The 25,214-nt window shown below is 69.3% G+C and carries 25 protein-coding genes; 17 read left to right on the top strand and 8 right to left on the bottom strand.

The annotated features are described in order from the left end of the window. From OPU66_RS08945 to trxA, 3 genes are all read left to right on the top strand, one after another. A partial coding sequence (locus OPU66_RS08945) for a PD-(D/E)XK nuclease family protein (RefSeq protein ID WP_498553274.1) occupies positions 1–868 on the top strand: 868 nt, incomplete at its 5' end. Continuing rightward, a complete protein-coding gene (gene addA, locus OPU66_RS08940) occupies positions 865–4,371 on the top strand; it encodes a double-strand break repair helicase AddA (RefSeq protein WP_498553273.1) in 3,507 nt (1,168 codons plus the stop codon). The genes OPU66_RS08945 and addA, both read left to right, overlap by 4 nt. A 72-nt stretch (positions 4,372–4,443) precedes the next feature. Next, positions 4,444–4,764: a thioredoxin TrxA gene (gene trxA / locus OPU66_RS08935; RefSeq protein ID WP_498553279.1), complete on the top strand. Its 321-nt coding sequence runs from the start codon at positions 4,444–4,446 to the stop codon at positions 4,762–4,764. Between the two features lie 98 nt (positions 4,765–4,862). On the opposite strand, the gene argJ is transcribed toward trxA, so the two are convergent. Next, entirely contained in the window at positions 4,863–6,089 is a 1,227-nt protein-coding gene (gene argJ / locus OPU66_RS08930) for a bifunctional glutamate N-acetyltransferase/amino-acid acetyltransferase ArgJ (protein WP_498553272.1), read from the bottom strand. Between the two features lie 117 nt (positions 6,090–6,206). On the opposite strand from argJ, the gene OPU66_RS08925 reads away from it, so the two are divergent. The 3 genes from OPU66_RS08925 (at position 6,207) to OPU66_RS08915 (ending at position 10,253) form a co-directional block, all read left to right on the top strand. Beyond that, complete coding sequence (locus tag OPU66_RS08925) at positions 6,207–6,566, top strand: hypothetical protein (RefSeq protein WP_498553271.1); 360 nt, start codon at positions 6,207–6,209, stop codon at positions 6,564–6,566. Between the two features lie 120 nt (positions 6,567–6,686). Next, on the top strand, positions 6,687–9,422 hold the full coding sequence (gene secA / locus OPU66_RS08920) for a preprotein translocase subunit SecA (protein ID WP_498553270.1): 2,736 nt from the start codon (positions 6,687–6,689) through the stop codon (positions 9,420–9,422). 57 nt (positions 9,423–9,479) lie between these two features. Further along, positions 9,480–10,253, top strand: a complete 774-nt coding sequence (locus tag OPU66_RS08915; protein WP_498553269.1) for a sulfite exporter TauE/SafE family protein — start codon at positions 9,480–9,482, stop codon at positions 10,251–10,253. On the opposite strand, the gene OPU66_RS08910 is transcribed toward OPU66_RS08915, so the two are convergent. From OPU66_RS08910 to OPU66_RS08900, 3 genes are read right to left on the bottom strand one after another with little or no spacing between them, the layout of a single operon-like run. Beyond that, on the bottom strand, positions 10,250–11,032 hold the full coding sequence (locus OPU66_RS08910) for a sulfite exporter TauE/SafE family protein (RefSeq protein WP_498553268.1): 783 nt from the start codon (positions 11,030–11,032) through the stop codon (positions 10,250–10,252). The two genes, OPU66_RS08915 and OPU66_RS08910, sit on opposite strands and share 4 nt — an antisense overlap. Before the next feature lie 4 nt (positions 11,033–11,036). Next, on the bottom strand, positions 11,037–11,564 hold the full coding sequence (locus OPU66_RS08905; RefSeq protein ID WP_498553267.1) for a rhodanese family protein: 528 nt from the start codon (positions 11,562–11,564) through the stop codon (positions 11,037–11,039). A 1-nt stretch (position 11,565) separates the two neighbouring features. After that, a complete protein-coding gene (locus OPU66_RS08900) occupies positions 11,566–11,904 on the bottom strand; it encodes an ArsR/SmtB family transcription factor (protein WP_498553266.1) in 339 nt (112 codons plus the stop codon). 109 nt (positions 11,905–12,013) lie between these two features. On the opposite strand from OPU66_RS08900, the gene OPU66_RS08895 reads away from it, so the two are divergent. Beyond that, positions 12,014–12,928 (top strand): MBL fold metallo-hydrolase, encoded by a 915-nt coding sequence (locus OPU66_RS08895; protein WP_498553265.1) that lies wholly within the window; start codon positions 12,014–12,016, stop codon positions 12,926–12,928. 18 nt (positions 12,929–12,946) lie between these two features. Here the strand turns inward: OPU66_RS08895 and OPU66_RS08890 are convergent, their stop codons facing one another. Next, the gene (locus tag OPU66_RS08890; RefSeq protein ID WP_498553264.1) at positions 12,947–13,558 is read right to left on the bottom strand and encodes a DUF1826 domain-containing protein; all 612 of its coding nucleotides are present in this window, start codon (positions 13,556–13,558) and stop codon (positions 12,947–12,949) included. Positions 13,559–13,804: 246 nt separating this feature from the next. Between OPU66_RS08890 and OPU66_RS08885 the strand changes: the two genes are divergently transcribed. The 3 genes from OPU66_RS08885 to OPU66_RS08875 all read left to right on the top strand — a co-directional run bounded on the left by OPU66_RS08885 (position 13,805) and on the right by OPU66_RS08875 (position 18,099). Beyond that, a complete protein-coding gene (locus OPU66_RS08885; RefSeq protein WP_498553263.1) occupies positions 13,805–14,656 on the top strand; it encodes a flagellin in 852 nt (283 codons plus the stop codon). Positions 14,657–14,854: 198 nt separating this feature from the next. Further along, the gene (locus OPU66_RS08880; RefSeq protein ID WP_498553262.1) at positions 14,855–17,269 is read left to right on the top strand and encodes an HAD family hydrolase; all 2,415 of its coding nucleotides are present in this window, start codon (positions 14,855–14,857) and stop codon (positions 17,267–17,269) included. Then, complete coding sequence (locus OPU66_RS08875) at positions 17,266–18,099, top strand: inositol monophosphatase family protein (protein ID WP_498553261.1); 834 nt, start codon at positions 17,266–17,268, stop codon at positions 18,097–18,099. Before OPU66_RS08880 ends, OPU66_RS08875 begins: the two co-directional genes overlap by 4 nt. Positions 18,100–18,108: 9 nt before the next feature. Here the strand turns inward: OPU66_RS08875 and OPU66_RS08870 are convergent, their stop codons facing one another. Together OPU66_RS08870 and OPU66_RS08865 are read right to left on the bottom strand one after the other, a co-directional pair. Next, the gene (locus OPU66_RS08870; protein WP_498553260.1) at positions 18,109–18,774 is read right to left on the bottom strand and encodes an NUDIX hydrolase; all 666 of its coding nucleotides are present in this window, start codon (positions 18,772–18,774) and stop codon (positions 18,109–18,111) included. 3 nt (positions 18,775–18,777) lie between these two features. Further along, positions 18,778–19,674, bottom strand: coding sequence for a LysR family transcriptional regulator (locus OPU66_RS08865; RefSeq protein WP_498553259.1), 897 nt, complete (start codon positions 19,672–19,674; stop codon positions 18,778–18,780). Between the two features lie 105 nt (positions 19,675–19,779). Between OPU66_RS08865 and OPU66_RS08860 the strand changes: the two genes are divergently transcribed. The 5 genes from OPU66_RS08860 to OPU66_RS08840 all read left to right on the top strand — a co-directional run bounded on the left by OPU66_RS08860 (position 19,780) and on the right by OPU66_RS08840 (position 22,849). Next, the gene (locus tag OPU66_RS08860) at positions 19,780–20,484 is read left to right on the top strand and encodes a pirin family protein (protein WP_498553258.1); all 705 of its coding nucleotides are present in this window, start codon (positions 19,780–19,782) and stop codon (positions 20,482–20,484) included. Positions 20,485–20,531: 47 nt separating this feature from the next. Continuing rightward, positions 20,532–21,131: an NAD(P)H:quinone oxidoreductase gene (gene wrbA, locus OPU66_RS08855; protein ID WP_498553257.1), complete on the top strand. Its 600-nt coding sequence runs from the start codon at positions 20,532–20,534 to the stop codon at positions 21,129–21,131. A 56-nt stretch (positions 21,132–21,187) separates the two neighbouring features. Continuing rightward, on the top strand, positions 21,188–21,868 hold the full coding sequence (locus OPU66_RS08850) for an RluA family pseudouridine synthase (protein ID WP_498553256.1): 681 nt from the start codon (positions 21,188–21,190) through the stop codon (positions 21,866–21,868). Positions 21,869–21,872: 4 nt separating this feature from the next. Beyond that, on the top strand, positions 21,873–22,286 hold the full coding sequence (arfB, locus tag OPU66_RS08845) for an alternative ribosome rescue aminoacyl-tRNA hydrolase ArfB (RefSeq protein WP_498553255.1): 414 nt from the start codon (positions 21,873–21,875) through the stop codon (positions 22,284–22,286). A 77-nt stretch (positions 22,287–22,363) separates the two neighbouring features. Continuing rightward, positions 22,364–22,849 (top strand): GAF domain-containing protein, encoded by a 486-nt coding sequence (locus OPU66_RS08840; protein ID WP_498553254.1) that lies wholly within the window; start codon positions 22,364–22,366, stop codon positions 22,847–22,849. A gap of 12 nt (positions 22,850–22,861) precedes the next feature. Here OPU66_RS08840 and OPU66_RS08835 read toward each other — a convergent pair whose 3' ends face one another. Next, a complete protein-coding gene (locus OPU66_RS08835; protein ID WP_498553253.1) occupies positions 22,862–23,317 on the bottom strand; it encodes a universal stress protein in 456 nt (151 codons plus the stop codon). 124 nt (positions 23,318–23,441) lie between these two features. Between OPU66_RS08835 and OPU66_RS08830 the strand changes: the two genes are divergently transcribed. Beyond that, positions 23,442–24,716 carry a pyruvate dehydrogenase complex dihydrolipoamide acetyltransferase gene (locus tag OPU66_RS08830; RefSeq protein ID WP_498553252.1) on the top strand — a complete coding sequence of 425 codons (1,275 nt, stop codon included), beginning with the start codon at positions 23,442–23,444 and terminating at the stop codon, positions 24,714–24,716. A gap of 11 nt (positions 24,717–24,727) precedes the next feature. After that, positions 24,728–25,147 carry an acyl-CoA thioesterase gene (locus tag OPU66_RS08825; protein ID WP_498553251.1) on the top strand — a complete coding sequence of 140 codons (420 nt, stop codon included), beginning with the start codon at positions 24,728–24,730 and terminating at the stop codon, positions 25,145–25,147. The last annotated feature ends 67 nt before the right edge of the window (positions 25,148–25,214 follow it).

The following is a 25,214-nucleotide window of genomic DNA, read 5'->3' as shown; positions in this document are numbered from 1 at the left end:
GGCCCGGCCCGCGCCGCGCCCGCCCGCCGCCGCCCGCCCGCGCGCGCTGTCGGTCACCGATCTTGATCGGCTGAAGGCCGATCCCTTCGCCTTTTACGCGCAGGCAATGCTGCGGCTGCGGCGGATCGAGCCGGTCGATGCCGAACCCAGCCCCGCCTGGCGCGGCACGATGGTGCATGATGTGCTGGAAAAATGGTCGTTGGAGGATGGCGGCGATCCGGCGCGGCTGCACGCCCGGGCGCAGGCGATGCTCGCGTCGCTGGGCGCGCACCCGCTGCTGCGCGCGCTTTGGCAGCCCCGGCTGATGGCGGCGATTGACTGGATCGCCGCCACCATGGCCGCGCAGATGGCCGAGGGGCGGCGGGTGATCGCGGTCGAGGCGCGCGGCGAGATCGAGACGGCGGGCATCACCCTGTCCGGCCGGGCCGACCGGATCGACCGGCTGCCCGATGGCGGCCTGGCGATCATCGATTACAAGACCGGGGCCGCCCCCAATGGCCGCACGGTCAGCGCCGGTTTTGCCCAGCAACTGGGGCTGATCGGCCTTATGGCCGAACGCGGCGGCTTTGCCGGGATTACCGGGCAGGCGGTGGCGTTTGATTATTGGTCGCTTGCCCGCAACAAGGCGGGCGGCTTTGGCGCGATCAGCTCGCCCGTTGATCCGGCGGGCAAGCGCGGGCGGGTGCGCAGCGATGCGTTCGTCGCGCATGCCGCGCACCAGCTGGAGGATGCGGTCGGCCGCTGGCTGACCGGCGACCAGCCTTTTACCGCCAAGCTGCATCCCGAACGCGCACCTTATGGCGATTATGACCAGCTGATGCGGCTCGACGAATGGTATGGCCGCGACAGTGGCGAGGGGGCGGCATGATCCGCCCGCTGCCCCGGCTGATCGCCGAACAGGGGGCCGCATCCGATCCGCGCGGTCAGGTGTGGCTGTCCGCCTCGGCCGGCACCGGCAAGACGCAGGTGCTGGTCGCGCGGGTGCTGCGGCTGCTGCTGCGCCCGCACGCCGATCCGGCGGCGATCCTGTGCCTGACCTTTACCAAGGCGGGCGCGGCCGAAATGGCCAACCGGCTGAGCGAGCGGCTGGCGCATTGGGTGCGGCTGAGCGAGGCCGAGCTGCGCAAGGAGCTGTTCAATCTGGGCGAACAGCATCTCGATGCCGCGCTGATCGCCCGCGCGCGCAGCCTGTTCGCGCGGGTGCTCGATGCGCGCGGCGGCGGCCTCAGGATCCAGACCATCCATGCCTTTGCGCAAAGTCTGCTCGGCAGCTTTCCGCTCGAAGCCGGGCTGGCCCCCGGCTTTCGCCCGCTTGAAGGGCGCGAGGAAGCGGCACTTGCCCGGCAGGTGCTGGCCGGTCTGGTCGCCGCTGCCGATGCGCGCGGCGACGCGCTGATCGGCGCGTTGCAGGCGCTGAGCGAAAGGCTGGGCGAGGACGGGGCGGAGGCGTTTCTGCGCGATGCCGCCCGCGCGCCCGAAGCGCTGGCGCAGCTGCCGGCGGATATCGGCGCGTTCATGCGCGCGGCGTTCGACCTGCCGGCGGGCGACGTCGAGGCCTGGCTGGCGGCGCAGCTGGGCGATGATGCGTTCGACATGAACGCTCTGGCACAACTCGCCGCGCTCAACCGCGACTGGGGCACGACGACCGGGCTGAAGCGCGCCGACATCATCGCTGCCTGGCGCGCGCGCGATCCCGCCGGGCGCGCGGCGACGCTGGCCGAGCTGCATTCGGTCTGGGCGACCGCCAAGGGCGAGCTGCAATCCTTTGCCCCCGGCCGCGCGCCCAAGGCGCAGATCGACAGTTATCGCCCGCTTGCCACCCGGCTGTTCGAACGGGTGGCGGCGATGATCGCGGCGGTCGGCGCGGCGCGGCTGGCGGACGGCTTTGCCGCCGCGCTGACCGCCGGGCGCGCTTATGCCGAGGCATGGGCGCAGGCCAAGGCGGCGGCGGGCCGGGTGGATTTCGACGATCTGATCCGCGCGACGCTGCGCCTGCTCGACCAGCCCGGCATCGCCGAGTGGATCGGCTACAAGCTCGATCAGACCACCGATCATGTGCTGGTCGACGAGGCGCAGGACACCAATGCCCGGCAATGGGATATTGTTCGTGCGCTGACCGCCGAATTCTTCGCCGGCGAGGGCGCGCGCGGCGGGGCGGTGCGGACGATCTTTTCGGTCGGCGACCACAAACAGGCGATTTTCGGTTTTCAGGGCACCGATCCGCGCTTTTTCGCCGCCGCGCGCGACGAATTCGCCCGGCTGGCCGAGGCGGCGGGGCAGGCCTTTGCCGATCTGTCGCTCAGCCGTTCGTTCCGCACCGCCCCGGCAGTGCTCGAACTGGTCGACGCCACGATAGATAGCTTGCCCGACGGCGCGCTGGGCGACGGGGTGGCGCTGGCGCCGCATGTCAGCGCGCGGCCCGGCCCCGGGCTGGTCACGCTGCTGCCGCCGGTGCGGCTGGGCGGGGACGGGGAGGATGGCTCCGGCGACGACGATCCCGGCCCCGAGGACGAAGCTGGCGACGGGGAGGATGACGGCGACAGCAGCGATGCCGGCGAGGAGGGCTGGGTCAGCCGTCCCGAACGCATCTGGGCCGGGGCGCTGGCGCGGCGGCTGCGCCAATGGCTGGGCATCGGGCCGGATGCGCGCCCGCTGATGATCGGCGGCGGCAGCCATGGCGCGGTGCGGCCGCTGTCGCCGGGCGATGTCATGATCCTCGTGCGCAAGCGCGGCAGCCTCGCGGCGCTGATCGTCGCGCGCCTTTATGCCGAAGGCGTGCCGGTGGCGGGGGTCGACCGGCTGCGGCTGAACGCGCCGCTGGCGGTGCGCGACCTGCTGGCGGCGGCGCGGTTTGCGCTCCAGCCCGATGATGATCTCAACCTCGCGGCGTTGCTCGTCTCGCCTTTGATCGGTTGGAGCCAGGAGCGGCTGCTCGACATCGCCGCGCCCCGGCGCGGGCGGCTATGGGCGGCGGTGCGCGCCGGCGGCGGCGGGACGCTCGACGCGCTGACCGCGATCCAGAATGCCGCCGATTTCGTCACCCCCTACCGGTTTTTCGAGGGGCTGTTGTCCGGCCCGCTGCGCGGGCGGCACCGGCTGCTCGCGCGGCTGGGCGAGGAAGCGCGCGACCCGATCGAGGAATTGCTGTCGGCGGCGCTGGCGTTCGAGGGGCAGGCCAATCCGTCGCTGCAACGCTTTCTCGACTGGTTCGACCGCGGCGATGTGGAAATCGTCCGCGATCCGGCGCACCAGCCTGCCGCCGTCCGGGTGATGACCGCCCATGCTTCCAAGGGCTTGCAGGCGCCGATGGTGATCCTTGCCGATGCGACCACCAATCCCGACGGCAATCGCCGCACGCGGATCGACTGGCATGCGCCGGGCCTTGATGCGCCGCTGCCGCTGTTCCGGCCGCGCAAGGCCGAGGTGCCGCCCGCGCTCGCCGCGGACATTGACGAGGCCGAACGCCGCGACCGGGCCGAGCATTGGCGGCTGCTCTATGTCGCGATGACCCGCGCCGAACAAAGGCTGGTGGTCGGCGGGGCGCTCGGCCCGCGCGCGCGCGGCCGGGTGCCGGCCGACAGCTGGTATGCCGCGGTCGAACGGGCGATGGACGCGCTTCAAGCCCCCGCCGATGATGAAGCCGGCGGCGCGCGGCGCGACTGGGCGGGGCAGCAGCCCGAGCCGTTCGGCGATGCGCCGGGCGCGGGCCGGGCGGCGTCCGCCATTGTTGCGGCCGCGCCGGACCCGCTGCCTGACTGGCTGTTGCGCCCGGCCCCGGAAGAGGCGCAGCCGCCCCGGCCGCTCGCGCCATCGGCGCTGGGGGAGGATGATGCCGCCGATCCGCCGCCCGGCCCGGCGCTGCGCGCCGCCGCCGAGCGCGGGCGGCTGCTCCACGCGCTGTTCGAACGGCTGCCGGCGGTGGCTGAGGCTGAGCGGCGGATCGTCGCCGAGCGCTGGCTGGCGGGGGCGGGCGGGGTGGCCGATGCCGCGCTGCGCGCGCTGCTCGTTGATCAGGCATGCGGGGTGATCGCCGATCCGCGCTTCGCCCGGGTGTTCGCGCCCGATGCGCTGGCCGAAGCGCCGATTGCCGCGGTGGTTGCCGGGCGGGTGGTGGCCGGAACGGTCGACCGGCTGTGCGTCGCCGATGACCGGGTGCTGGTCGTCGATTTCAAGACCAGCCGCCGCGCGCCGCTGACGCTGGCCGACGCGCCCGAAGCGCATCTGCGCCAAATGGCCGCCTATGCCGCCGCGCTGGCCGAGATCTTTCCCGGCCGGCGGATCGAGGCGGGGCTGCTCTACACCGCCGCCCCGGTGCTGCTGACGCTCGATCCGGCGACGCTCGATCGCTTCAAGCCGGTGTTTCAGCCCTGACAGCGATGCTTGGGCGCGCGCCATTGAGCGGGGGCGCGCAACTGCCTAAATGAGCCGCGAAGGAGATTCATGATGGCAACCAAGGAAATCAGCGACGCCAGCTTCGAGGCCGATGTGCTCAAGGCCGACAAGCCCGTGCTGGTCGATTTCTGGGCCGAATGGTGCGGCCCGTGCAAGCAGATCGGCCCGGCGCTCGAAGAGCTGTCGGACGAGCTGGGCGAGAAGGTGACCATCGCCAAGCTCAACATCGACGATCATCCCGATGCGCCGGTGAAATATGGCGTGCGCGGCATTCCGACGATGATCCTGTTCAAGAACGGCGTCGCCGCCGCGACCAAGGTCGGCGCTGCGCCCAAGAGCCAGATCAAGGGCTGGCTGGAAGGCGAGCTGTAAACCCGGAGCGTGGTTTGTGGTGAGGAGCCGGGGGGCGTGTTTATCCCGGCACCGGCTCCCACCCACTACTCGCAGTGCGGCCCCTATTTTGCCCGCGATCAGCTGCGATAATCGGCGTTGATCGAGATATAGCCATGGGTCAGGTCGCACGTCCAAACGGTTGCGCGGCCGCCGCCCAGGCCCAGATCGACGCCGATTTCGACCTCTTCGCCCTTCAGATGCGCGGCCACCGGGGCTTCGTCATAGCCCTCGACCGCAGCGCCTGAACGCGCGACCAGCGTCGCGCCGAAACGGATCGCCAGCCGGTCGCGCTCCGCCGGTTCGCCGGCCTTGCCGACCGCCATCACCACCCGGCCCCAATTCGCATCCTCGCCCGCCACCGCCGTCTTGACGAGCGGCGAGTTGGCGATGCTGAGCGCGACGCGCCGGGCGCTGTCGTCGCTCGCCGCGCCCTCGACCGTCACGGTGATGAACTTGCGCGCCCCTTCGCCGTCGCGCACGACCAGCTGGGCGAGCGTCCGGCACAATGCCCCCAGCGCGGCGCGGAACGCATCGGCCCCGGGGCTGTCGTCACTCTCGATCTGCGCATGGCCGGCCGCCCCGGTCGCAAAGGCGAGAACGGTGTCGGACGTCGAGGTATCGCCATCGACGGTGATGCACGAAAAACTGCGCTGATTGGCGTCGGCAAGTGCCGCCTGCAGAAAGGCCGGGCTGACAGCGGCATCGGTGACGATGAAGCCCAGCATCGTCGCCATATCGGGCGCGATCATCCCCGAACCCTTGATGACGCCGACCAAAGTTACCGTCCGGCCATCGACGATGGCGGTTTCGCACGCCCCCTTGGCAAAGGTGTCGGTGGTGCCGATCGCCTCCGCCATTGCCCGCCACGAACAGTCGGGTGCTGCAAAGGCGGCGTCGATCCCGGCTTCGGCCCGGTCGATGGGCAGCGGCACGCCGATCACCCCGGTCGAGGCGGTGAACACTTCGTCGGTCCGGCAGCCGAGCCGTTCGGCGACCCGTGCGGTGACCGCCGCCACCGCCGCGCGGCCGCGCGCGCCGGTAAAGGCGTTGGAGTTGCCGGCATTGACCACCAGCGCCCGCGCCCGGCCGCCCGCCAGCGCCGCCCGGCACCATTCGACCTCGGGCGACGGGCACAGGCTGCGCGTCAGCACGCCCGCCACCGCCGTGCCGGGGGCAAGGCGCAGCAGCGTGATGTCGTTGCGGTCCCAGTCCTTGTAACCGGCACACGCGACGCTGTGCGTCGCGCCGGCAACCGGCGGCAGGTCGGGAAAGGGGCGGGCGAGGGGCGAAACGCTGGTCGACATGGCTGCGCCATGGCGTTCCCAGGTCCTGCTGGCAAGACCGGCGCGCGCCGCCCGCATCCGCGCGCGTTGACCGGGCGTTCATCCCGGCCCGGCTAGAGCGGGCGGCGCGTGCCGGTCATGAAAATCATTGGCGAAGCGCGTGGGGCGGATTATGTCCGCTCGGGCATGGGCGAATGCCCGTCAGCTGGGATGGCGACACCTTTGGAATTTTTCCTTCTCCTCACTGCCCTGTTTGCCGGACTGACCGGCCTTGGCGGCCACCGGGTCGATGCCGGTGCGCGCGGGGAACAGGTGGCGATGGTGTCGGCCCCGCGTGCGGCCGTTCAGGCGGCGGCATGGGCGGTGCGCGCGGTGCGCCCGGCGCTTGCGTTCGCCGTGCGGCCCGATGCGCGGCGGGTGGCCATCATGCTGGCGCTGCCGCGCGCCATGCGCCTGCCAGCCCAGCCGCGACCCGTGCCGGAGCGCCGGCGCGAATAGCGCCTGCCGCGCCGGTGCACTGGCACCGGCGGTATCATTTCTTGCGCGGCGTCCGGGCACCGAGTTGCGCGTGCGGGCCGCAGCTTTCCGACCATTTCGATTTGCAGACAGGATCATCCCATGCTCGGCGCCATCGCCAAGGCCATTTTCGGGTCGTCGAACGACCGCTACGTCAAATCGCTCCAGCCGCTGATCGCGCGCATCGCCGGGTTCGAAAAGAACATGGAGGCGATGACCGACGACGAGCTGTCGAACCAGACCGTGCTGTTCCGCCAGCGTCTGGCGGGCGGCGAGACGCTCGACAGCCTGTTGCCCGAAGCCTTTGCCACGGTGCGCGAGGCCGCGCGCCGCACGCTCGGCCAGCGCCATTATGATGTGCAGATGATCGGCGGGATCGTGCTGCATCGCGGCGAGATCGCCGAAATGCGCACCGGCGAGGGCAAGACGCTGGTGGCCACCTTGGCCACCTATCTGAACGCGCTGCCCGGCAAGGGCGTGCATGTCGTGACCGTCAACGACTATCTGGCGCGGCGCGACGCCGAATGGATGGGGCAGGTCTATCGCTTTCTCGGCCTGACGGTCGGCGTGATCGTGCCCAATCTCAACGACACGCAGCGGCGCGAGGCCTATGCCGCCGACATCACCTATGGCACGAACAACGAGTTCGGCTTCGACTATCTGCGCGACAACATGAAATATGACCGCGCCCAGATGGTGCAGCGGCCGTTCAACTTCGCCATCGTCGATGAAGTCGATTCGATCCTGATCGACGAGGCGCGCACCCCGCTGATCATCTCCGGCCCGACCGACGACAAGTCGGAGCTTTACATCGCGGTCGACGCGATCGTGAAGCAGCTGGTCGCCGAGGATTATGAGCTGGATGAAAAGCAGAAGTCGATCATCCTGACCGAAGACGGCACCGAAAAGGCCGAACGGCTGCTGGAAGGGGCCGGGCTGCTGCACGGTGCCAATCTGTATGATTTCGAAAACACCCAGGTCGTTCATCACCTGAATCAGGCGCTGCGCGCCAATGTGATGTTCAAGCGCGACATCGATTACATCGTGCGCGGCGGCAAGGTGGTGATCATCGACGAGTTCACCGGCCGCATGATGGACGGGCGGCGCTGGTCGGACGGGCTGCATCAGGCGGTCGAGGCCAAGGAAGGCGTCAATATCGAGCCGGAAAACCAGACGCTGGCATCGGTCACCTTCCAGAATTATTTCCGCATGTATCCGAAGCTTGGCGGGATGACCGGCACCGCCGCCACCGAGGCGGGCGAGTTTCACGACATCTACAAGCTGAACGTCGTCACCATCCCGACCAACCTGCCGGTCAGCCGCGTCGACGAGGACGATCAGTTCTACAAGAACATCAAGGACAAATTCGCCGCCATCGCCAAGTCGATCGAGGAACATTCGAGCAAGGGCCAGCCGGTGCTGGTCGGCACGGTGTCGATCGAAAAGTCGGAGATGCTGTCCGAATATCTGCGCCAGCTCAACGTCCCGCACAATGTGCTCAACGCCCGCTTCCACGAGCAGGAGGCGCATATCGTCGCCCAGGCCGGGCGGCTGGGGGCGGTGACCATCGCCACCAACATGGCCGGGCGCGGCACCGACATCCAGCTGGGCGGCAATGTCGAGTTCCGCATCGATGACGAGCTGAAGGACCTGCCCGAAGGGCCGGAGCGCGAGGCGGCGATTGCCCGCATCAAGCGCGAAGTGGCCGAAGAGCGCGAAAAGGTGCGCGCGGCAGGCGGGCTGTTCGTGCTCGGCACCGAGCGGCACGAAAGCCGGCGCATCGACAACCAGCTGCGCGGCCGTTCGGGCCGTCAGGGCGATCCGGGGCTGAGCCGTTTCTATCTGTCGCTCGACGATGATCTGCTGCGCATCTTCGGTCCCGATACGATGTTCGCCAAGATGATGAACGCCAATCTGGCGGATGGCGAGGCCATCGGCTCGCGCTGGCTCAACAAGGCCATCGAGACCGCGCAGAAAAAGGTCGAAGGGCGCAACTACGACATCCGCAAGCAGCTGCTCGAATATGACGACGTCATGAACGATCAGCGCAAGGTGATCTATGAACAGCGCACCGACATCATGGATGCCGAGACGCTGGACGATGTCGTCACCGACATGCGCCACGACACGGTGAACACGCTGGTCGCCGCTGCCTGCCCGCCGGGCAGCTATCCCGAACAATGGGATGTGGCCGGGCTGACCGAAACCGTGGCCGCGACGCTCAATCTTCAGGCCCCGATTGCCGATTGGGTGAAGGAAGAGGCGGTCGAACCGGAAATGATCGAGGAGCGGCTGCGCACGATGCTCGACGCCGAGATGGCGGCCAAGGCCGCCGATCTCGAGGCCGACACCTGGACGCAGGTGGAAAAGAGCATCCTGCTGCAAACGCTCGACCATCACTGGAAGGAGCATCTGGCGACGCTCGATGCGCTGCGTCAGGTCGTCCATCTGCGCGCCTATGCGCAGAAGACGCCGATCAACGAATATAAGCAGGAAGCCTTTGCGCTGTTCGAGCGCATGCTCGAGGTGATCCGCGAGGATGTGACCCGCACGCTCGCCTTTGCCCGCTTCATGCCGCAGGAGCCGGCGCCGCCGCTGCCGGCCATGCCCGACATCTTCACCACCCATATCGATCCGCTGACCGGCGAGGATGACAGCCGCGGCCTCGACCCGAACGGGCTGGTCACCACCCGGCTGCCGCCGCTCCAGATCGTGCAGCCGGACATGGGTGAGGAGCTGGGCGACGATCCCGCCGGGTGGGAGGGCCGGGTGAGCCGCAACGCGCCCTGCCCGTGCGGTTCGGGGCTGAAATACAAGCATTGCCACGGCGCGCTGTGACGCGCCCGGCGCGGGCGGGGTAGGGCAATCATGCCCGGCCCCGTCGCCCCCTGGGCGATGTCGGCGGGCCCGGCCCTCTGGCCGCTCGCCGGGGGCTTTGCGCTCACCGCCGCTCTCTATGCCAGTGTCGGGTTTGGCGGCGGCTCGACCTATGCCGCGCTGCTCGCGCTGTCGGGCTTCGACTATCGGCTGCTGCCGGCGATTGCGCTCAGCTGCAATCTGATTGTCGTCACCGGCGGCACGATCCGCTTTGCCGCTGCCCGGCAGCTGCCATGGCGGCGGGCGCTCCCGCTCGCCGCCATCGCCGCCCCCTTTGCCTGGGCGGGCGGGCTGACCCCGGTTGCGGAGCGGCTGTTCCTCGGGCTGCTCGGCATCTCGTTGCTGGTCGCGGCACTCGCCCTGCTGCTTGCCCCGCCGCATTCGGCGGCCCCATCGCGCGATGATGCGCGCCCGGCGTGGCGCGAGCCGGTGATCGGGGCCGGGATTGGCTATCTGTCGGGGCTGGTCGGCATTGGCGGGGGGATTTTCCTTGCCCCGGTGCTGCATCTGACGCGCTGGGCACCGCCGCGTCAGGTGGCGGCGACCGCGTCGCTGTTCATTCTCGTCAACTCGCTCGCCGGGCTGGCCGGGCAGGTGCAGAAGCTTGCCGGGGCCGGGCTGGCGGGCGCGGCCGCCGGGGCATGGCCGCTTGCGCTTGCGGTGCTGGTCGGCGGGCAGATCGGCGCGTTCGCCGGAGCGCGGCTGATGGGCGAGGCGCTGGTCAGGCGGCTGACCGGGCTGCTGATCCTGTATGTCGCGCTGCGGCTGATCGCGCAGGTGGCGGGTTTTTAGATTAACCCCCACGCGCCGAGCGCGAGCCGCGCGCCAATGGCGATGACGACGAGCGCAAAGCCGGTTTCGATCAGCCGTTTCTGCCCGGCAAGCCGGCTGCCGAGCAGGATCCCCGCTGCCGCCCCCGGCACGCCGCCCGCGACCATCAGCGCGGCAACCGCCCAGTCGACCCGGCCGGACAGCGCATAGGACAGGGTGGTGCCCGCGCCGAACAGCGCGACGGCGACCAGCGAGGTGGCGACCGCATTGGCCATCGGCATGCGGGTGGCGAGCATCAGCCCCGGCACGATCAGAAACCCGCCGCCAATGCCGAAAAATCCCGACAAAAGCCCGACCGCCAGCCCGATCGGCACCAGCCGGGGCAGCAGCCGGGGGGCGGTGTCGCGCGTCAGCCGGACATCGGGGTCCTGCCCGCCACGCCGGGGGCGCAGCATCGCCGCGCCGATCACCACCATCAGCAGCCCGAACAGGCCGAGCAGCCGCGCACCGTCCATCGCCTTGCCGGCTTCAGCCCCGATCAGCGTGCCGGCAAGGCCTGATGCGGCAAAGGTCGCCGCGCAGGGCCATTTGACGCGCCCCGCCCGCGCATGGCCGGCCAGCCCGGCAAGCGCATTGAGCGTGACCGCAACCGCGCCGGTGCCGATCGCGACATGCGGCGAGGCGATGCCGACGACCGAGACGAGCAGCGGCGTCGCCAGAATCGATCCGCCGCCGCCGATCAGCCCCAGCACAAGGCCGATGAGCGCGCCGGCCCCCAGAGCAGCGGCGGTCGGGTCCATCGTCTCAGGCCCGTGCCCGGCGGTTCCACGGCATCAGGCCGAGCAGCCGCGCCATGCCGCACCAGCCGGTCACGCCGGCAAAGGTGAGGCCGCAGCCGACAAAGGCCGACAGCGCGATGAAGCCCGGCGCGACGGTGAGGCCGAGGATCAGCCCGGTCAGGATCAGCAGCCCGGCGGCGATCTGCACCTGACGCATCAGCTCGATCGGCTGGCCGGCCTCCTTGATGACCGGCAGGCCGGCCTTGCGCCACCCCTCCAGCCCGCCTTCGAGCACATAGGCCGGGCAGGGCGACGCGGCATCGAGCCGGCGGGCATGCGCCGCCGTGCGCGCCCCCGAGCGGCAATGGTAGATGATCGCCGGGGCGGTGCCGGGATCGATCGGCACCAGCCGCGACAGCGGCATGTTGCGCGCGCCGGGCAGGCGGGTGCGCGCATGTTCGTCCGCCTCGCGGACATCGACGAGCAGCGCACCGCGCGCGATCAGCGCCCGCGCATCCGTGGGAGAAATCTGGGTCGGGGAGATCGGGGTCATGTCACTTCGCCTCGCAATAGAGTTGATACAGGGTGGCGAGCAGCGTCTCGATGCGCGGATCGGCGATCCGGTACCAGAGCGACTGGCCGTCGCGCCGGAACGTCACCAGCCCTTCGTCGCGCATCCGCGCGAGATGCTGCGACAGCGCCGACTGGGACAGGCCGGCCTGATCGGCCAGATCGCCGACCGTCATCTCGCCCTGTTCGACCAGACGGCACAGCACCATCAGCCGGCGCTGGTTGGCGACCGCCTTCAGAATGTCGGCCACCATCGCGGCATTGGCCTCGAAATCGGCCATCGCCAGCGGCGGATGGATGGGCAGGGGAACGGCAGACGACATCGGGACGCTTCTCCATTAGCACTTGCTAAATAAGACGATGCTAATATATTGTCAAGCACAGCCGCAGAAGCCGCCGGCTACCGGCCGCGCGCGCAGGAGGAGAATGGCCATGACCGCCACCATCACCGCCTTTTTCGACGAACCGACCAACACCGTCAGCTATCTGGTCATCGACCCCGAAACCCGCGATGCCGCCGTGATCGATCCGGTGCTCGATTATGATGCCGGGGCCGGCACGGTCGACATCGCCTCGGCCGACCGCATCCTCGCCGCGGCCGCCGCTGCCGGGGCGCGGATCACCTGGGTGCTCGAAACCCATGCCCATGCCGATCATCTGACGGCCGCACCCTATATCAAGGCCCGCACCGGCGCGCTGATCGGCATCGGCGCCGAGATCGCCCAGGTGCAGCAGATTTTCCGCCCGATGTTCGATGCCCATGACGTCGCCGCCAATGGCGGGGATTTCGACCGGCTGTTCGTCGACGGCGAACGCTTTGCGATCGGCAAGCTGGAGGTCGAGGTGATGCACACCCCCGGCCACACGCCGGCCGATGTCAGCTACCGGATCGGCGATGCGGTGTTTGTCGGCGATACGCTGTTCATGCCCGATTACGGCACTGCCCGCGCCGATTTCCCCGGCGGCGATGCCCGGCAGCTGTTCCGTTCGATCCGCCGGCTGCTGGCGCTGCCGCGCGCGACCCGGCTGTTCATGTGCCATGATTACAAGGCGCCGGGCCGCGACGCCTATGCCTGGGAAACGACGGTCGGCGACCAGCGCGATCACAGCGTCCATGTCCATGACGGGGTGGACGAGGATGCGTTCGTCGCCATGCGCACCGCGCGCGATGCCGGGCTGGCCGCGCCCCGGCTGCTGCTGCCGTCGATCCAGGTCAATATCCGCGCCGGGCGCTTCCCGCCGGCAGAGGCCAATGGCGTGCGCTTCCTGCGCATTCCCGTTCGCCCCAAGGCGGGGGCCGAGGCCATGCTGGCTGCGATCGATCAGCCGGCACCCGTTGCCGGCTGACCGACCATTGCTCGCCGATCAGCCCGGCCGGTTCGCGTCATCGGCCGGGGTGTCGATGACAAGGACGAGCCGGCTGATCCCGGTGCCGGCAATGGGCGGGGACCGGTGCTCGACCAGCATGTGGCCGGGCGGGGCATGCCGCCCCTTGAACAGGGCGACTGCCCCGGTCGGGATGTCGAATATCCGGTCGGCACCCGGCAGGCGATACTGCGTCCCCGGCCCGGCATAGCTGGTGACAAGCCGCAGGTCGGTATAGTCCAGATGCCATTTGCGGCAGGCATCGGTCTCGATCCGGTCGAGGCGCAGCCTGACCGCCGCATGGCCGGTCAGGGCGGCAAAGCGCCCCGCCAATTCGGCTATGTCGGTCGCGAGCACAGGCGGCAACCGGTCAAGCGCCGCGGCAATGCCGGCGGGCGGGCCGGCATAGTGCAGATTGCCCGGCCAGTCGGCCAGCAGCGCATCCAGTTCGGCCGTGCCGACCGGAGCTGAGCGCAGGCCGATCAGCAGTCCGGTCGCCGCATCGTGGATCGCCGACCACCCTGCGGGACCGGCATCGTCAATGATCGTCACCGGGTCGCTGATGGGCGTCGCATCAGCAGGCAGCGGGGCTGGAGCGTGCAGGTTCAGCATCAGCTGCCTGTTATGTCATAACGTCGCATTGCTCAAGAGGCGCCGCCCGCAGTGTGGCGACCGGACCGCCGCACGGCGGCAAGGTTCGATTAACGGCCGGTAAACCCAAAAAAAATCACCGTTTCGCGGCCGGACCGGCGAAACTCTTTCCACAATGAAGGGCGGCCGGAAGAATTCGGCCGTCGCGGGCCGGCGATACCGGCCCAGGGCCGCAGAAGGCGGCCTTGCTTCCAGAAGGATATCACTATGTCGTTTACCGTGAACACCAACGTCGGCGCGATGGCTGCCCTGCAGAGCCTCTCTGCGACCAACAAGGGCATGGCGACCGTTCAGAGCCGCATCAACACCGGCCTGTCGGTTTCCTCGACCAAGGACGACTCCGCGTCGTTCACCATTGCCCAGACGCTGCGTGGCGACCTGGGCGGGCTGAAGGCGGTGACGTCGTCGCTCAACCGCGCCAAGAGCGTGACCGACGTGGCCGTTGCCGGTGCGGAACAGATTTCCGACATCGTCAACGAGATGAAGAAGAAGGCCTATGAAGCGGCGGACGCTGGCATCGACCAGGCGAGCCGCGATGCGATCAACCAGGATTTCGTCGCGCTGCGCGACCGGATCACCACGATCGTGAACTCGGCTGACTTCAACGGCACCAACCTGCTCAAGAGCGGTGGCGGCAGCGTTTCGGCGCTCCAGTCGCTGCAGACCTCGGGCACGGGTTCGGCCTGGCAGCCGGACTCGCTGTCGGTCGCCAACCAGGCTCTGGGCCTTGGCGGTTCGGTCGTCACCATCGCTTCGGGCGGCCAGATCAACACCCAGGCTGCCGCCCAGTCGATGATCGACACCATCACCACGACCCAGAACAACCTGAAGACCACGCTGAGCACGCTCGGCGCGGCTTCGCGCCGGATCGACGCGCAGCTCACCTTCACCAGCAAGCTGAGCGACGTCGTCGAGTCGGGCATCGGCAACCTGGTCGATGCGGATCTGGCGAAGGAATCGGCCCGCTTGCAGGCCCTGCAGGTGAAGCAGCAGCTGGGTATCCAGGCGCTGTCGATCGCCAACCAGGCGCCGCAGGCGATCATCTCGCTGTTCCGTTAATCGGACGGCCAGAACTCTACGGCAAACTTCGGGGGGCCGGTCTTTCGGGACCGGCCCCTTTTCTTTTGAGGGTTTCCGTCAGGCTGCGTGGCGCGCCGGGCGGCAGTTTTTTCCCAGTGCCAGCCCGCCCGGGGGCCGGGCCGTTCTATGATGAGATGGTAAACCGGGGGCGGGATCCCCGGTCGGGGACCATCCTGAATGAGCATCTTTCCGCACCAATTGCCCGACGCGCTCGCCAACCATCCGGCGAGCATCCTGTCGCTCGACTGTTTCGACACCCTGTTGTGGCGGCATGGACACAGGCCGACCGACGTGTTCGCCGATTTCGGCCCCGACATGCCGGTGCACGACCAGCGGGTGCGCGCCGAGTCCGAAGCGCGCGGCTATTCCTTTTTGTCGCGCGGCGCGGCCGAGGTGCATCTGCCCGACATTTATGCGCGCGCGATGCCGAACGGGACGCCAGAGGACTGGGCGCGCGCCGCCGCCGCCGAAGTCGCGGCAGAGCAGCGCCACTGCTACGGCTTTGCGCCGACGATCGCGCTGATGCGCAATGCCCGTGCCCAGGGCGCGCGGATCATCATCGTGTCCGACACCTATCTGAACGAAGCCGAACTGCGCGGCCTGATCGCGGCGGCGGCGGGGCCTGACGTCGCCCAGCTGATCGACCGGATCTTCTGTTCGGCCGATTATGGCGTCGGCAAGCCGATGGGCCTGTTTCGCCATGTGCTCGACCAGCTCAAGGTCGCGCCGGCCGACATCCTGCACATCGGCGACAATCACGATGCCGACTGGCGGGCCCCGACCGAGCTGGGCATCCAGGCGCTGCATCTGCGCCAGTTCAGCGAGGAAACCGAACAGCGGCTGCGGCTGGAGGCCAATGCCTTTGCGATGCTGCATGGCAGCCGCCGCGCGCAGACCGCATGGCAGCCGCACCGCGCGCGCATCGCCATTGCCGAGCCGCAGATCGGCGATCCCGCCGCGATCCTTGGCTATTCCGTCATGGGGCCGCTGTTCGCGACGTTCGACCGCTGGCTGAAGGACGAGGCCAGCCGGCTTGCCGCCGCGCGGCCGGGCGGGCGGGTCCATGCGCTGTTCCTGCTGCGCGACGGCCATCTGCCGCATGCGATGTGGGAAGCCTCGGGCGGCCATCCCGATGTCGCTGCGCACCGGGTGGAAATCAGCCGCTACACCAGCTTCGCCTCGAGCTTCCTGAACGAAGCCGATGTCCGGCGATACCTGGCGCAGGCGGCGGGCACCGGCAACTTCGCCACCATGGCCAACCAGCTGCTGTTCACCAAGGCCGAGGCAAAGGCGCTGGGCGTCCACAGCGACGACGGCAAACTGCATCTCGATTTTCTGAAAAAGGTGCAGCGCCGCCAGATGCTCGGCCAGATCATGCGCCGGTCGCGGGTGTTCGGGAACCGGCTGCTCGCCCATGTCCGTGCTGCCTGCGACCCGCAGCCGGGCGACACGCTGATGCTGGTTGACCTTGGCTATAACGGCAGCGTTCAGAATGCGATTGAACCGCTGTTCGCCCAGCGGCTCGGCGTGCATGTCGCGGGCCGCTACATGATCCTGAAGGAAGATCAGATGACCGGCCATGACAAGGCCGGGCTGTTCGATCAGCGTCATTATGACGTGGCCGCGCTGGCCACGCTGGTCGACAATATCGCAGCCGTTGAACAGCTGGCGACCATGAACCAGGGCAGCGTTGTCGATTACACCGTCGATGGCGCGCCGATCCGGGCGGAAAACCACGTCGCCGACGATCAGGGCAAGATCCGCGATCTCGTCCAGCTGGCATGCCTTGAATATGGCAAGGCGGGCTTTCCGCACTGGGCCAAGTCGCCCGCGTCGGACACCGAAGAGACGCGCCGCGCGGCGGCCGCTGCGGTGCTGGCGCGGTTCACCTTCCTGCCTCTCGAATCCGAGCTGAAGGTGCTCGAGCAGTTCGACCATGACCTCAATCTGGGTGGCCAGAAGATGGTGAAGCTGTTCGACCGTCCGGGCGGGGCCGAAGGGCTGCGCCGCCACGGGCTGTTCTACATGAAAAATGCCACCCGCATGTTCCAGCCCGCCGAACTGCGCGGGCAGGGGCTGCCGCTCAGCCTCGCGCTGTTCTCGCAGCGCCGCCTTGCGCTCGAGCTGCGCCGCGCAGATTTCGAGGAACCGACGATCGAGCTGCCGATCATCATCGCCGAGGGCGGCAATGTCAGCATGGCGAGCGTGAGCGCCAGCCGCACCCATGACGGGTTTTTCGCCGTCGCCATTCCGGTCGGGGATTACCGTTTCTCGGTCGGCGTGCAGTTCGGCCGGCTGTATGAATGGGTCGAGATCCGCTCCGCCGATTTCGTGCCGGCCAATGGCCTGTTGTTCGGCGAGGCGGTGCAGAACCTTGTCACGTTCGAGGCCAAGCCCTCGCTCGAAGGCTTTGATGCCGTGTCGGGCGGGCTGGTGCACTGCACCGATCCGGCCGGGTTCATGATGATCCCGCCGGCGGGCAAGCGCGGCGGGCCGGACATGGTGCTGACCGTCGTGTTCCGCCCGATCGTGGCACGCGCCGACGACATGGCGACGCCGGCCACCCCGGCCGAGGCGGTGCGCGCGGCATGAGGCCCGCTCGCCCGAGCCTGGCCCAGGATGTCGCGGCGCTGATCGCGCGGGTGGGCGCAGAGGCGGTGATGCCGCGTTTCTGCCGCCTTGCCGCCGACGAGATCGACGAAAAGACGCCCGGCGATCTGGTGACGGTCGCCGACCGCGAGGCCGAGCTGCTGCTGACCGCCGGGCTGGCGGCGCTCGCCCCGGGGGCGCGGGTGATCGGCGAGGAAGCGGTCGCCGCCAATCCCCGGCTGATGGACGATCTGGCCACCGGCGAGGTGTGGATCATCGATCCCATCGACGGCACCGGCAATTTCGCCGCCGGCGAAGGGCCGTTTGCGATGATGGTCGCCCGGCTGATCGATGGCGAGACGGTGGGCGGCTGGATCCATCACCCGGCCGACGGGCGGATGATCGTGGCCGAGCGCGGCGCGGGCGTGACCGGGCTGGACCGGGACATGCGCGAACCCGAGCGCCCGGCGCTGGCGGGCATTGTCAGCCGGCTCGAACGCCCGGCAGCGGCCGAGGGCGCGATTGCCGCGCTCGCCGCGCGCTGGGGCGCGCCCCGGCCCAGCCGCCGCTGCGCGGGGGCCGAATATCCGCTGATCGCGGCGGGAACGCTCGATTATGCGGTCTATTGGCGCACTCTGGTCTGGGACCATGCCGCCGGCGCGCTGATCCTTGAGGAAGCGGGCGGCGTCGCCCGCCGTCTCGACGGCAGCCCGTTTTGTCCGGCCGGGCCGGGGCATGGCGTGCTGCTGGCGCGCGATCCGGGGGTTGCCGCCGATATCGCGCCGTTTTTCGCCCCCGGCCTGCTGATGGCGAGCGCCGCGCGCGCGGCCTGATCCTGCGCCTCAGCCGCGCCTGACGTCGGCGAACGGTTCGGCCGTGACCGGATAGCCAAGCCCGTCGGGGATGCACAGATGCGCGGCCCCGTCGCGTTCCTCGATCCAGGGCGTGATCAGATCGACCGGATGGACGAGCGCATGGTCGCGCGCATCCTCAAAGCTGTCGAACAGCGCCAGCCGTTCCAGATTGCGCCGGGTGGGGAAGATCAGCTGCGCCTCGCCGCGCGCCGCCATGGCGAGCACCGCCGCAGCGCTCGCCCAGAAGGCGCGGACATTCTCCGTCCCGTCCGCGACCGGATCGGGCGCATCGGCCGGCACCGGGGCGATGTAGAAACGGGTGTCGAACGTCCGGCTTTCCTTGAAGTTGGGCCGCCAGCGCGCAAAGGGCGTGAGGTCGGCGGGCGTCAGCCCATAGTCGCTGCCCGTTTCCTCGCGCGTTTCGCGCAGCGCCGCGATCCGCGCCGCCGCATCGTCGGGGTCAAGCGCGGTCAGCCCCAGCGCGGGCAGCGCCGCCTCCACCCGATCCTCGTCATCGATGCGCCCGCCCGGAAACACCAGCGCGCCGGCGGCAAAGGCCATGATCGCGCCGCGTTCGACCATCAGCAGTTCGGGCGGGCCATTGGCGGCGGGGCGGAACAGGACGAGCGTGGCGGCGGGAATGGCATCTGACATGGATCAGGTCTTGGCCGAAAAACGCGCGGCAAGAAAGTCGATCAATGCCGTCACCCGCGCCGGGCGCAGCGTGCCGGGCGGCGTCACCAGATGCAGCGCAATCGGCGGCCAGCGCCATTCGGTCAGGATCGCTTCCAGCCGCCCGGCGGCCAGATCGGCGTCGATGATGAAATCGGGCAGCACGGCGATGCCCAGCCCGGCCCGCACGCTGTGCAGCAGCGCCTCGCCGCTATTGGCGAGCAGCGGGCCCTGGGGGCGGACCGCGATCTCGCTGCCATCGGCCCCGGCATAGCGCCAGACATCGGTCGGCAGGTTGGTGTAGGACAGGCAGCGATGATCGGCGAGTTGCGCCGGGTGCGTCGGCCGGCCGTGCCGCGCCAGATAGGCGGGGGCGGCAACCGTGTGGCGCGCGATCGGGGCCAGCCGGCGGGCGCGCAGCGAACTGTCGGGCAGCTGGGCGATGCGCAGCGCGACGTCGAACCCCTGTTCGACCAGATCGACCGCCCGGTCGTCGAGATGCAGGTCGACGGTCACATCGGGATGGCGGGCGAAGAAATCGGGCAGGGCGGGGGCGATGCGTTCAAGCCCGAAGGTCATGGGTGCTGCCAGCCGGACAAGCCCGCGCGGGCTGAGCGCGGCATCGGCGGCGTCTTCCTCCGCGCATTGCCCCTCAGCCAGGATGCGTGCGGCGCGCGGGGCGAGCGCCCGGCCGGTCTCGGTCAGCGACAGGGTGCGCGAGGTGCGGTGGAACAGGCTGGCCCCCAGCCGCTCCTCCAGCCGCGACACCGCTTTCGACACCGTCGCCTTGGACAGGCCGAGCGCCCGCGCCGCGCCGGTGAAGGAGCGGTGGTCGACGACATGGGCGAAAATCGCCCAGGCTTCGAAATCGGGCAGGCGCATAATGGGTCGATTGGCTCCCAAAAGGAAACGATAGGTTTCCGACGTTTCTCTTTTCGGAATGATCCTGCGCGCTATCTGGGGATGGTGCAAGACGGGAGACTGTCGATGATCGAGAAACGAGCTTTTGCGACTTTGGGCCATGCCGATCATGGCTGGCTGAAGGCCCGGCACCATTTTTCCTTCGCCAATTATTACGATCCGGCGCGGGTCAGCTGGGGTGCGCTCCGGGTGTGGAATGACGATGAAATCGCGCCCAACAGCGGATTTCCGCCGCATCCGCACCAGAATATGGAAATCATTACCTATGTCCGCGCGGGCGCGATCACCCATCAGGATTCGATGGGCAATGTCGGCCGCACCGAGGCGGGCGATGTGCAGGTGATGAGCGCGGGCAGCGGCGTGCGCCATGCCGAATATAATCTCGAACCCGACGTGACGCGCATCTTCCAGATCTGGATCGAGCCGAAGCGGCTGGGCGGCACGCCCGGCTGGGGCGCGAAGCCCTTTCCCAAGGGCGACCGGTCGGGCCGGTTCGTGACGCTGGCGAGCGGCTTTGACGACGAGATCGCGGCCGGTGCGCTGCCGATCCGCGCCGATGCCCGGGTGCTGGGCGCGACGCTCAAGGCGGGCGAGAGCATCGATTATGAGCTGGGCGAGGGGCGGCACGGCTATCTGGTGCCCGCGACCGGCGAGGTCGAGGTTGATGGCACGCTGTTGGCGGCGCGCGATGGCGGCGCGCTGTCGGGCGGTGGCCGGTTCCGCATCACCGCCCGCGCCGATGCCGAGCTGGTGATGGTCGATTCCGAATAATGCCGGGTCCGCAGATCCGCTGACCCGTTGATCAAGGGAGCATGTCGATGACGAAGCTGCTGGTGCTTTATTATTCCTCCTACGGCCATGTCGAAGCGATGGCCGAGGCCGTGGCCGAAGGCGCACGCGCCGAAGGGGCCGAGGTGACGATTGCGCGGGTGCCGGAAACGGTGCCGGCCGAAATCGCCGCCGCCGCCCATTTCCAGACCCCGGCCCATGCCGAGATCGCGAGCGTCGATGCGCTGGCCGAATATGACGCCATCGTCGTCGGCGCGCCGACCCGGTTCGGCCGCATGCCGTCGCAGCTGGCGGCGTTCCTCGACAAGGCGGGCGGCCTGTGGGCGCGCGGCGCGCTCAACGGCAAGGTCGGCGCGGCCTTCACCTCATCGGCCAGCCAGCATGGCGGGAACGAGACGACCTTGTTCTCGATCCTGACCAACCTGCTGCATTTCGGCATGACCATTGTCGGCCTGGATTATGGCTATCAGGGCCAGCTGGGCCATGACGAGGTGCGCGGCGGCGCGCCCTATGGCGCGACGACGATTGCGGGCGGGCAGGGCGAACGCCAGCCGAGCGAGGCCGATCTGGCCGGTGCCCGGTATCTGGGCGCCCGCGCGGCGCGCACCGCCGCCCGGCTCGCCAACTGAAGCCTTGCCTGCATTTCCCTCTCCCGGACGTCCGGGAGAGGGGGTAGGGAGCGGGGATGCTCGATGATCGCATCCTCTATATCGACGCCGAAGCGCTGGTGATCGACAAGCCTTCGGGCCTGCCGGTCGATCGCCCGCGCGACGGCACGCCGGCACTGGCCGATCTGGCCGACAGCCTGCGCTTCGGCTTTGCCCGGCCGCCGGGGCTGGTCCACCGGCTCGACCGCGACACATCGGGCTGCCTGCTGCTCGCGCGCAACCATGGCGCGCACCGGCGGTTTTCGGCCAGCTTTGCCGAAGGCACGGTGGCCAAGACCTATCATGCGGTGCTGGCCGGCGTGCCGGAGGACGAGTCCGGCGTGATCGACCTCTCGCTGTCCAAGGTGTCGAGCGCATCGGGCGGCTGGCGCATCATCCCGGCGCGCAAGGGCAAGCCGGCGGTCACCCATTGGCAGGTCGAACAGGTGATTGGCGGGCGCGCCCTCGTCCGGTTCGAGCCGAAGACGGGGCGCACGCACCAGCTGCGCGTCCATGCGGCAAGCGGCCTTGGCCTGCCGATCGTCGGCGATCCGACCTATGGCCCGACCGATGGTGCGACCGACGGGGCTGGCAGCGATGTGCCGCTGCTGCTCCATGCCAGCCGGCTGGTGATGCCGCGCCGCACCAAGCCCGCCATCGACGTCGCCGCGCCGCTGCCCGCACGCTTCGGCGCGTTCGCCCCGGCCGGGGCGGGCTGACGCCGTGGCGGCACCCGACCTGCCCCGGCTGCCCGAAGCGGCGATCGAGGAACGCTTCCTCGCCGCCACCGGGCCGGGCGGGCAGAATGTCAACAAGGTGGCGACCGCCGTGCAGATCCGGCTCGACGTGTTTGCGCTGCGCCTGCCGCCGCCCGTCTATCAGCGGCTGAAGGAACTGGCCGGCAGCCGCTGGACCAAGGAGGGCGAGATCGTGATCACCGCCCGCGCCCACCGCACCCAGGATGCCAATCGCCAGGATGCGCGCGCCCGGCTGGCCGAGCTGGTCGGCCGCGCGTTCGAGCGCCCGGCCAAGCGCGTCAAGACGCGCCCCAGCCGCGCCGCCAAGGCCCGGCGCGTCGATGCGAAGAAAAGCCGCAGCATCGTCAAGCAGGGGCGGGGGCGGATCACCCCGGACTGACCGGGGCACGCAACGGGCAGGGCTTGCAGGCGGGGGCCGGCGTCCCTAACTGCCGACGCCTCAGACGAGAACCAGCCATGTACAAATTCGACATCGCCGCCGGCAGCAAGGCCGAGCTTTACCGCGATCTGGCCGGCGCGCTCGATGCGCTGACGGCGGGCGAACGCGATGCCATCGCCAACATGGCCAATGCCGCGGCGCTGATCTACGAATATCTGCCCGATCTGAACTGGGCCGGTTTCTACCGGCTGATCGGCGACGAGCTGGTGCTCGGCCCGTTTCAGGGCAAGACCGCGTGCATCCGCATCGCAATCGGCAGCGGCGTGTGCGGCACGGCGGCGGCGACGCGCGAGATCCAGCTGGTGGCGGATGTGCATGCCTTTCCGGGCCATATCGCCTGCGACGCCGCCTCGGCATCCGAACTGGTGGTGCCGGTGATCCATGACGGGCGGCTGATCGGCGTGCTCGACCTCGACAGCCCCAGTCTTGCGCGCTTCGATGCCGAAGATGCGGCGGGCTGTGCCGCGCTGATGGCGCTGATCGCCCCGCGCATCGCGGGGTGATTCAACCCTGCTCTAGCTCAGCCGGTCGACCGCCTCGGGCGACAGCGAGCCTGGAATGATCATGATCGGGCAGCGCAGCCGCCCGGCATCGGCCCCGGCAAAATAGCTGACCAGCGGGCCGGGCGCGCCGCTTGCCGCCGCGCCCAGCACCAGCGCCGCCACCTCGTCATGTTCGGCGAGCAGCGCGCGCACCACCTGCACCGGATCGCCCTGACGGACCATGATCGACGGGCGGATCCCCGCTTCCTCGACCAGCGTGCCCGCGGCGGCGGCGACCAGCGCTTCGGCGCGCTGGCGCGCTTCGTCCTCGATGGTCGCCTGCACGCCGCCCCATTGCACGAACTCGGCCGGCTCGATCAGCGCCAGCACCAGCACCGCGCCGCCGGTCTTGGCCGCCCGGCGCGCGGCAAAGCGCAGCGCCAGTTCGGCCTCTTTCGTCTCGTCCACGACAGCCAGATAGGTCCGCATGGCCACACCCCTAAGCCATTTCGAAAAGGCTGGATGAACCAATGGCCGCGCCGCTGCAAGCGCTTGACCCGATGGGGCCGCTTGGCCGAAGGAGCGCAGCGCACGAAGACGTAAAGGAAGATCCATGCCGATCGAGCTCAAAATGCCCGCCCTGTCGCCGACGATGGAGGAAGGCACGCTCGCCAAGTGGCTCGTCAAGGAAGGCGATGCCGTTCGCTCGGGCGATATTCTCGCCGAAATCGAGACCGACAAGGCGACGATGGAGTTCGAGGCGGTCGATGAGGGTGTTGTCGCGCAGATTCTGGTCGCCGCCGGCACCGACGGGGTCAAGGTCGGCACGGTGATCGCGCTCCTGGCGGGCGAAGGCGAAGAGGCCGGTGCCGTGGCCGCGCCGGCTCCGGCTCCCGCCGCTGCACCTGCGCCCGCGTCGGCCCCTGCAGCTGCTGCCCCGTCGCCCGCGCCGGTCGCGGCCGCGCTGTCCGGTGATCGCATCAAGGCATCGCCGCTCGCCCGCCGGCTGGCCGAGGCACGCGGCGTCGATCTGGCGGCGCTGACCGGGTCCGGCCCGGGCGGGCGGATCGTCAAGGCCGATGTCGATGCCGCCGGCGCGCCCGCCGCCGCTGCGCCGGTTGCAGCCCCGGTTGCCGCTTCCGCCCCGGTCGTCGCGGCCCCGGTTGCGGCAGCTGCGCCCGCTGCCTTTGCGACCGACATTCCGCATGAAGCGATCAAGCTCAGCAACATGCGCAAGACCATCGCCCGCCGCCTCACCGAGGCGAAGCAGACGATCCCGCATATCTATCTGACGCTCGACGTGCGGCTGGATGCGCTGCTCAAGCTGCGCGGCGAGCTGAATGGCGCGCTGGCCGCCCGCGGCGTCAAGCTGTCGGTCAACGACATGCTGATCAAGGCGCTGGCCGTCGCGCTGCGCCAGGTGCCGGAATGCAACGTCACCTTCGCCGGCGACCAGCTGATCAAATACAGCCGCGCCGACATTGCGGTCGCCGTGTCGGTGCCCAACGGGCTGATCACGCCGATCATCACCGGGGCGGAGGCCAAGGGCGTCGCCGCGATTGCCAGCGAGATGAAGGAGCTGGCCGGCCGCGCCAAGGACGGCAAGTTGCAGCCGCACGAATATCAGGGCGGCACCGCCAGCCTGTCGAACATGGGCATGTTCGGGATCAAGCAGTTCGAGGCGGTGATCAACCCGCCCCAGGGCATGATCATGGCGATCGGCGCGGGCGAGAAGCGGCCGTTCGTGATCGACGACGCGCTGCAGATCGCGACCGTCATGTCGGCGACCGGCAGCTTCGACCACCGCGCCATTGACGGGGCGGACGGGGCGCGGCTGATGCAGGCGTTCCGCGAGATCGTCGAGCAGCCGCTCGCGCTTGTCGCCTGATCGGCGCGGCAATGGCCTCCCCGCCTGCCTCCGAAACGCCCGGATCGGATGCGCCCGCCCCCCCGGCCGGTGAGCCGGCGCTGCGCGTCACCACCATGCCCGCCGACGCCAATCCCTATGGCGACATCTTCGGCGGCTGGCTGATGAGCCAGATGGACATGGCCGCCGGGCTGGTCGCGGCGCGCCATGCCAAGGGGCGGGCGGTGACCATCGCCGTCGATGCGATGCAGTTTCACCGCCCGGTCGTCGTCGGCGACGAGGTGTCGGTCTATGCCCGGCTGGTCCGGGTGGGGCGCACCAGCATGACCATCGAGGTCGAAAGCTGGTGCCGCGACCGGCATGGCGAGCAGCTGTGCAAGGTGACCGAGGCGCGGTTCGTGTTCGTGGCGATTGACGAGGCGCGGCGGCCGCGCGTGATCGCGGCGGGCTGACGATATTTCTGGCACCCGCGGGTGCCGCCGGGCCGCATCCGCCGGATGCTGCCCGCATCAACGATGG

It is taken from the genome of Sphingomonas sp. URJC2, from assembly GCF_059803575.1.
This window is presented reverse-complemented; position numbering and strand designations above follow the sequence as displayed.

Coding starts and splice junctions, on each gene's coding strand:
- OPU66_RS08900 (WP_498553266.1), bottom strand. CDS start 11,904: ATGTCGTCTGCCGTTCCCCTGCCCATCCATCCGCCGCTGGCGATGGCC.
- trxA (WP_498553279.1), top strand. CDS start 4,444: ATGGCAACCAAGGAAATCAGCGACGCCAGCTTCGAGGCCGATGTGCTC.
- OPU66_RS08835 (WP_498553253.1), bottom strand. CDS start 23,317: ATGCGGACCTATCTGGCTGTCGTGGACGAGACGAAAGAGGCCGAACTG.
- OPU66_RS08850 (WP_498553256.1), top strand. CDS start 21,188: ATGCTCGATGATCGCATCCTCTATATCGACGCCGAAGCGCTGGTGATC.
- OPU66_RS08895 (WP_498553265.1), top strand. CDS start 12,014: ATGACCGCCACCATCACCGCCTTTTTCGACGAACCGACCAACACCGTC.
- OPU66_RS08840 (WP_498553254.1), top strand. CDS start 22,364: ATGTACAAATTCGACATCGCCGCCGGCAGCAAGGCCGAGCTTTACCGC.
- OPU66_RS08830 (WP_498553252.1), top strand. CDS start 23,442: ATGCCGATCGAGCTCAAAATGCCCGCCCTGTCGCCGACGATGGAGGAA.
- OPU66_RS08905 (WP_498553267.1), bottom strand. CDS start 11,564: ATGACCCCGATCTCCCCGACCCAGATTTCTCCCACGGATGCGCGGGCG.
- secA (WP_498553270.1), top strand. CDS start 6,687: ATGCTCGGCGCCATCGCCAAGGCCATTTTCGGGTCGTCGAACGACCGC.
- wrbA (WP_498553257.1), top strand. CDS start 20,532: ATGACGAAGCTGCTGGTGCTTTATTATTCCTCCTACGGCCATGTCGAA.
- OPU66_RS08890 (WP_498553264.1), bottom strand. CDS start 13,558: ATGCTGAACCTGCACGCTCCAGCCCCGCTGCCTGCTGATGCGACGCCC.
- OPU66_RS08825 (WP_498553251.1), top strand. CDS start 24,728: ATGGCCTCCCCGCCTGCCTCCGAAACGCCCGGATCGGATGCGCCCGCC.
- OPU66_RS08925 (WP_498553271.1), top strand. CDS start 6,207: ATGAAAATCATTGGCGAAGCGCGTGGGGCGGATTATGTCCGCTCGGGC.
- OPU66_RS08915 (WP_498553269.1), top strand. CDS start 9,480: ATGTCGGCGGGCCCGGCCCTCTGGCCGCTCGCCGGGGGCTTTGCGCTC.
- addA (WP_498553273.1), top strand. CDS start 865: ATGATCCGCCCGCTGCCCCGGCTGATCGCCGAACAGGGGGCCGCATCC.
- argJ (WP_498553272.1), bottom strand. CDS start 6,089: ATGTCGACCAGCGTTTCGCCCCTCGCCCGCCCCTTTCCCGACCTGCCG.
- OPU66_RS08875 (WP_498553261.1), top strand. CDS start 17,266: ATGAGGCCCGCTCGCCCGAGCCTGGCCCAGGATGTCGCGGCGCTGATC.
- OPU66_RS08880 (WP_498553262.1), top strand. CDS start 14,855: ATGAGCATCTTTCCGCACCAATTGCCCGACGCGCTCGCCAACCATCCG.
- OPU66_RS08910 (WP_498553268.1), bottom strand. CDS start 11,032: ATGGACCCGACCGCCGCTGCTCTGGGGGCCGGCGCGCTCATCGGCCTT.
- OPU66_RS08885 (WP_498553263.1), top strand. CDS start 13,805: ATGTCGTTTACCGTGAACACCAACGTCGGCGCGATGGCTGCCCTGCAG.
- OPU66_RS08865 (WP_498553259.1), bottom strand. CDS start 19,674: ATGCGCCTGCCCGATTTCGAAGCCTGGGCGATTTTCGCCCATGTCGTC.
- OPU66_RS08870 (WP_498553260.1), bottom strand. CDS start 18,774: ATGTCAGATGCCATTCCCGCCGCCACGCTCGTCCTGTTCCGCCCCGCC.
- OPU66_RS08860 (WP_498553258.1), top strand. CDS start 19,780: ATGATCGAGAAACGAGCTTTTGCGACTTTGGGCCATGCCGATCATGGC.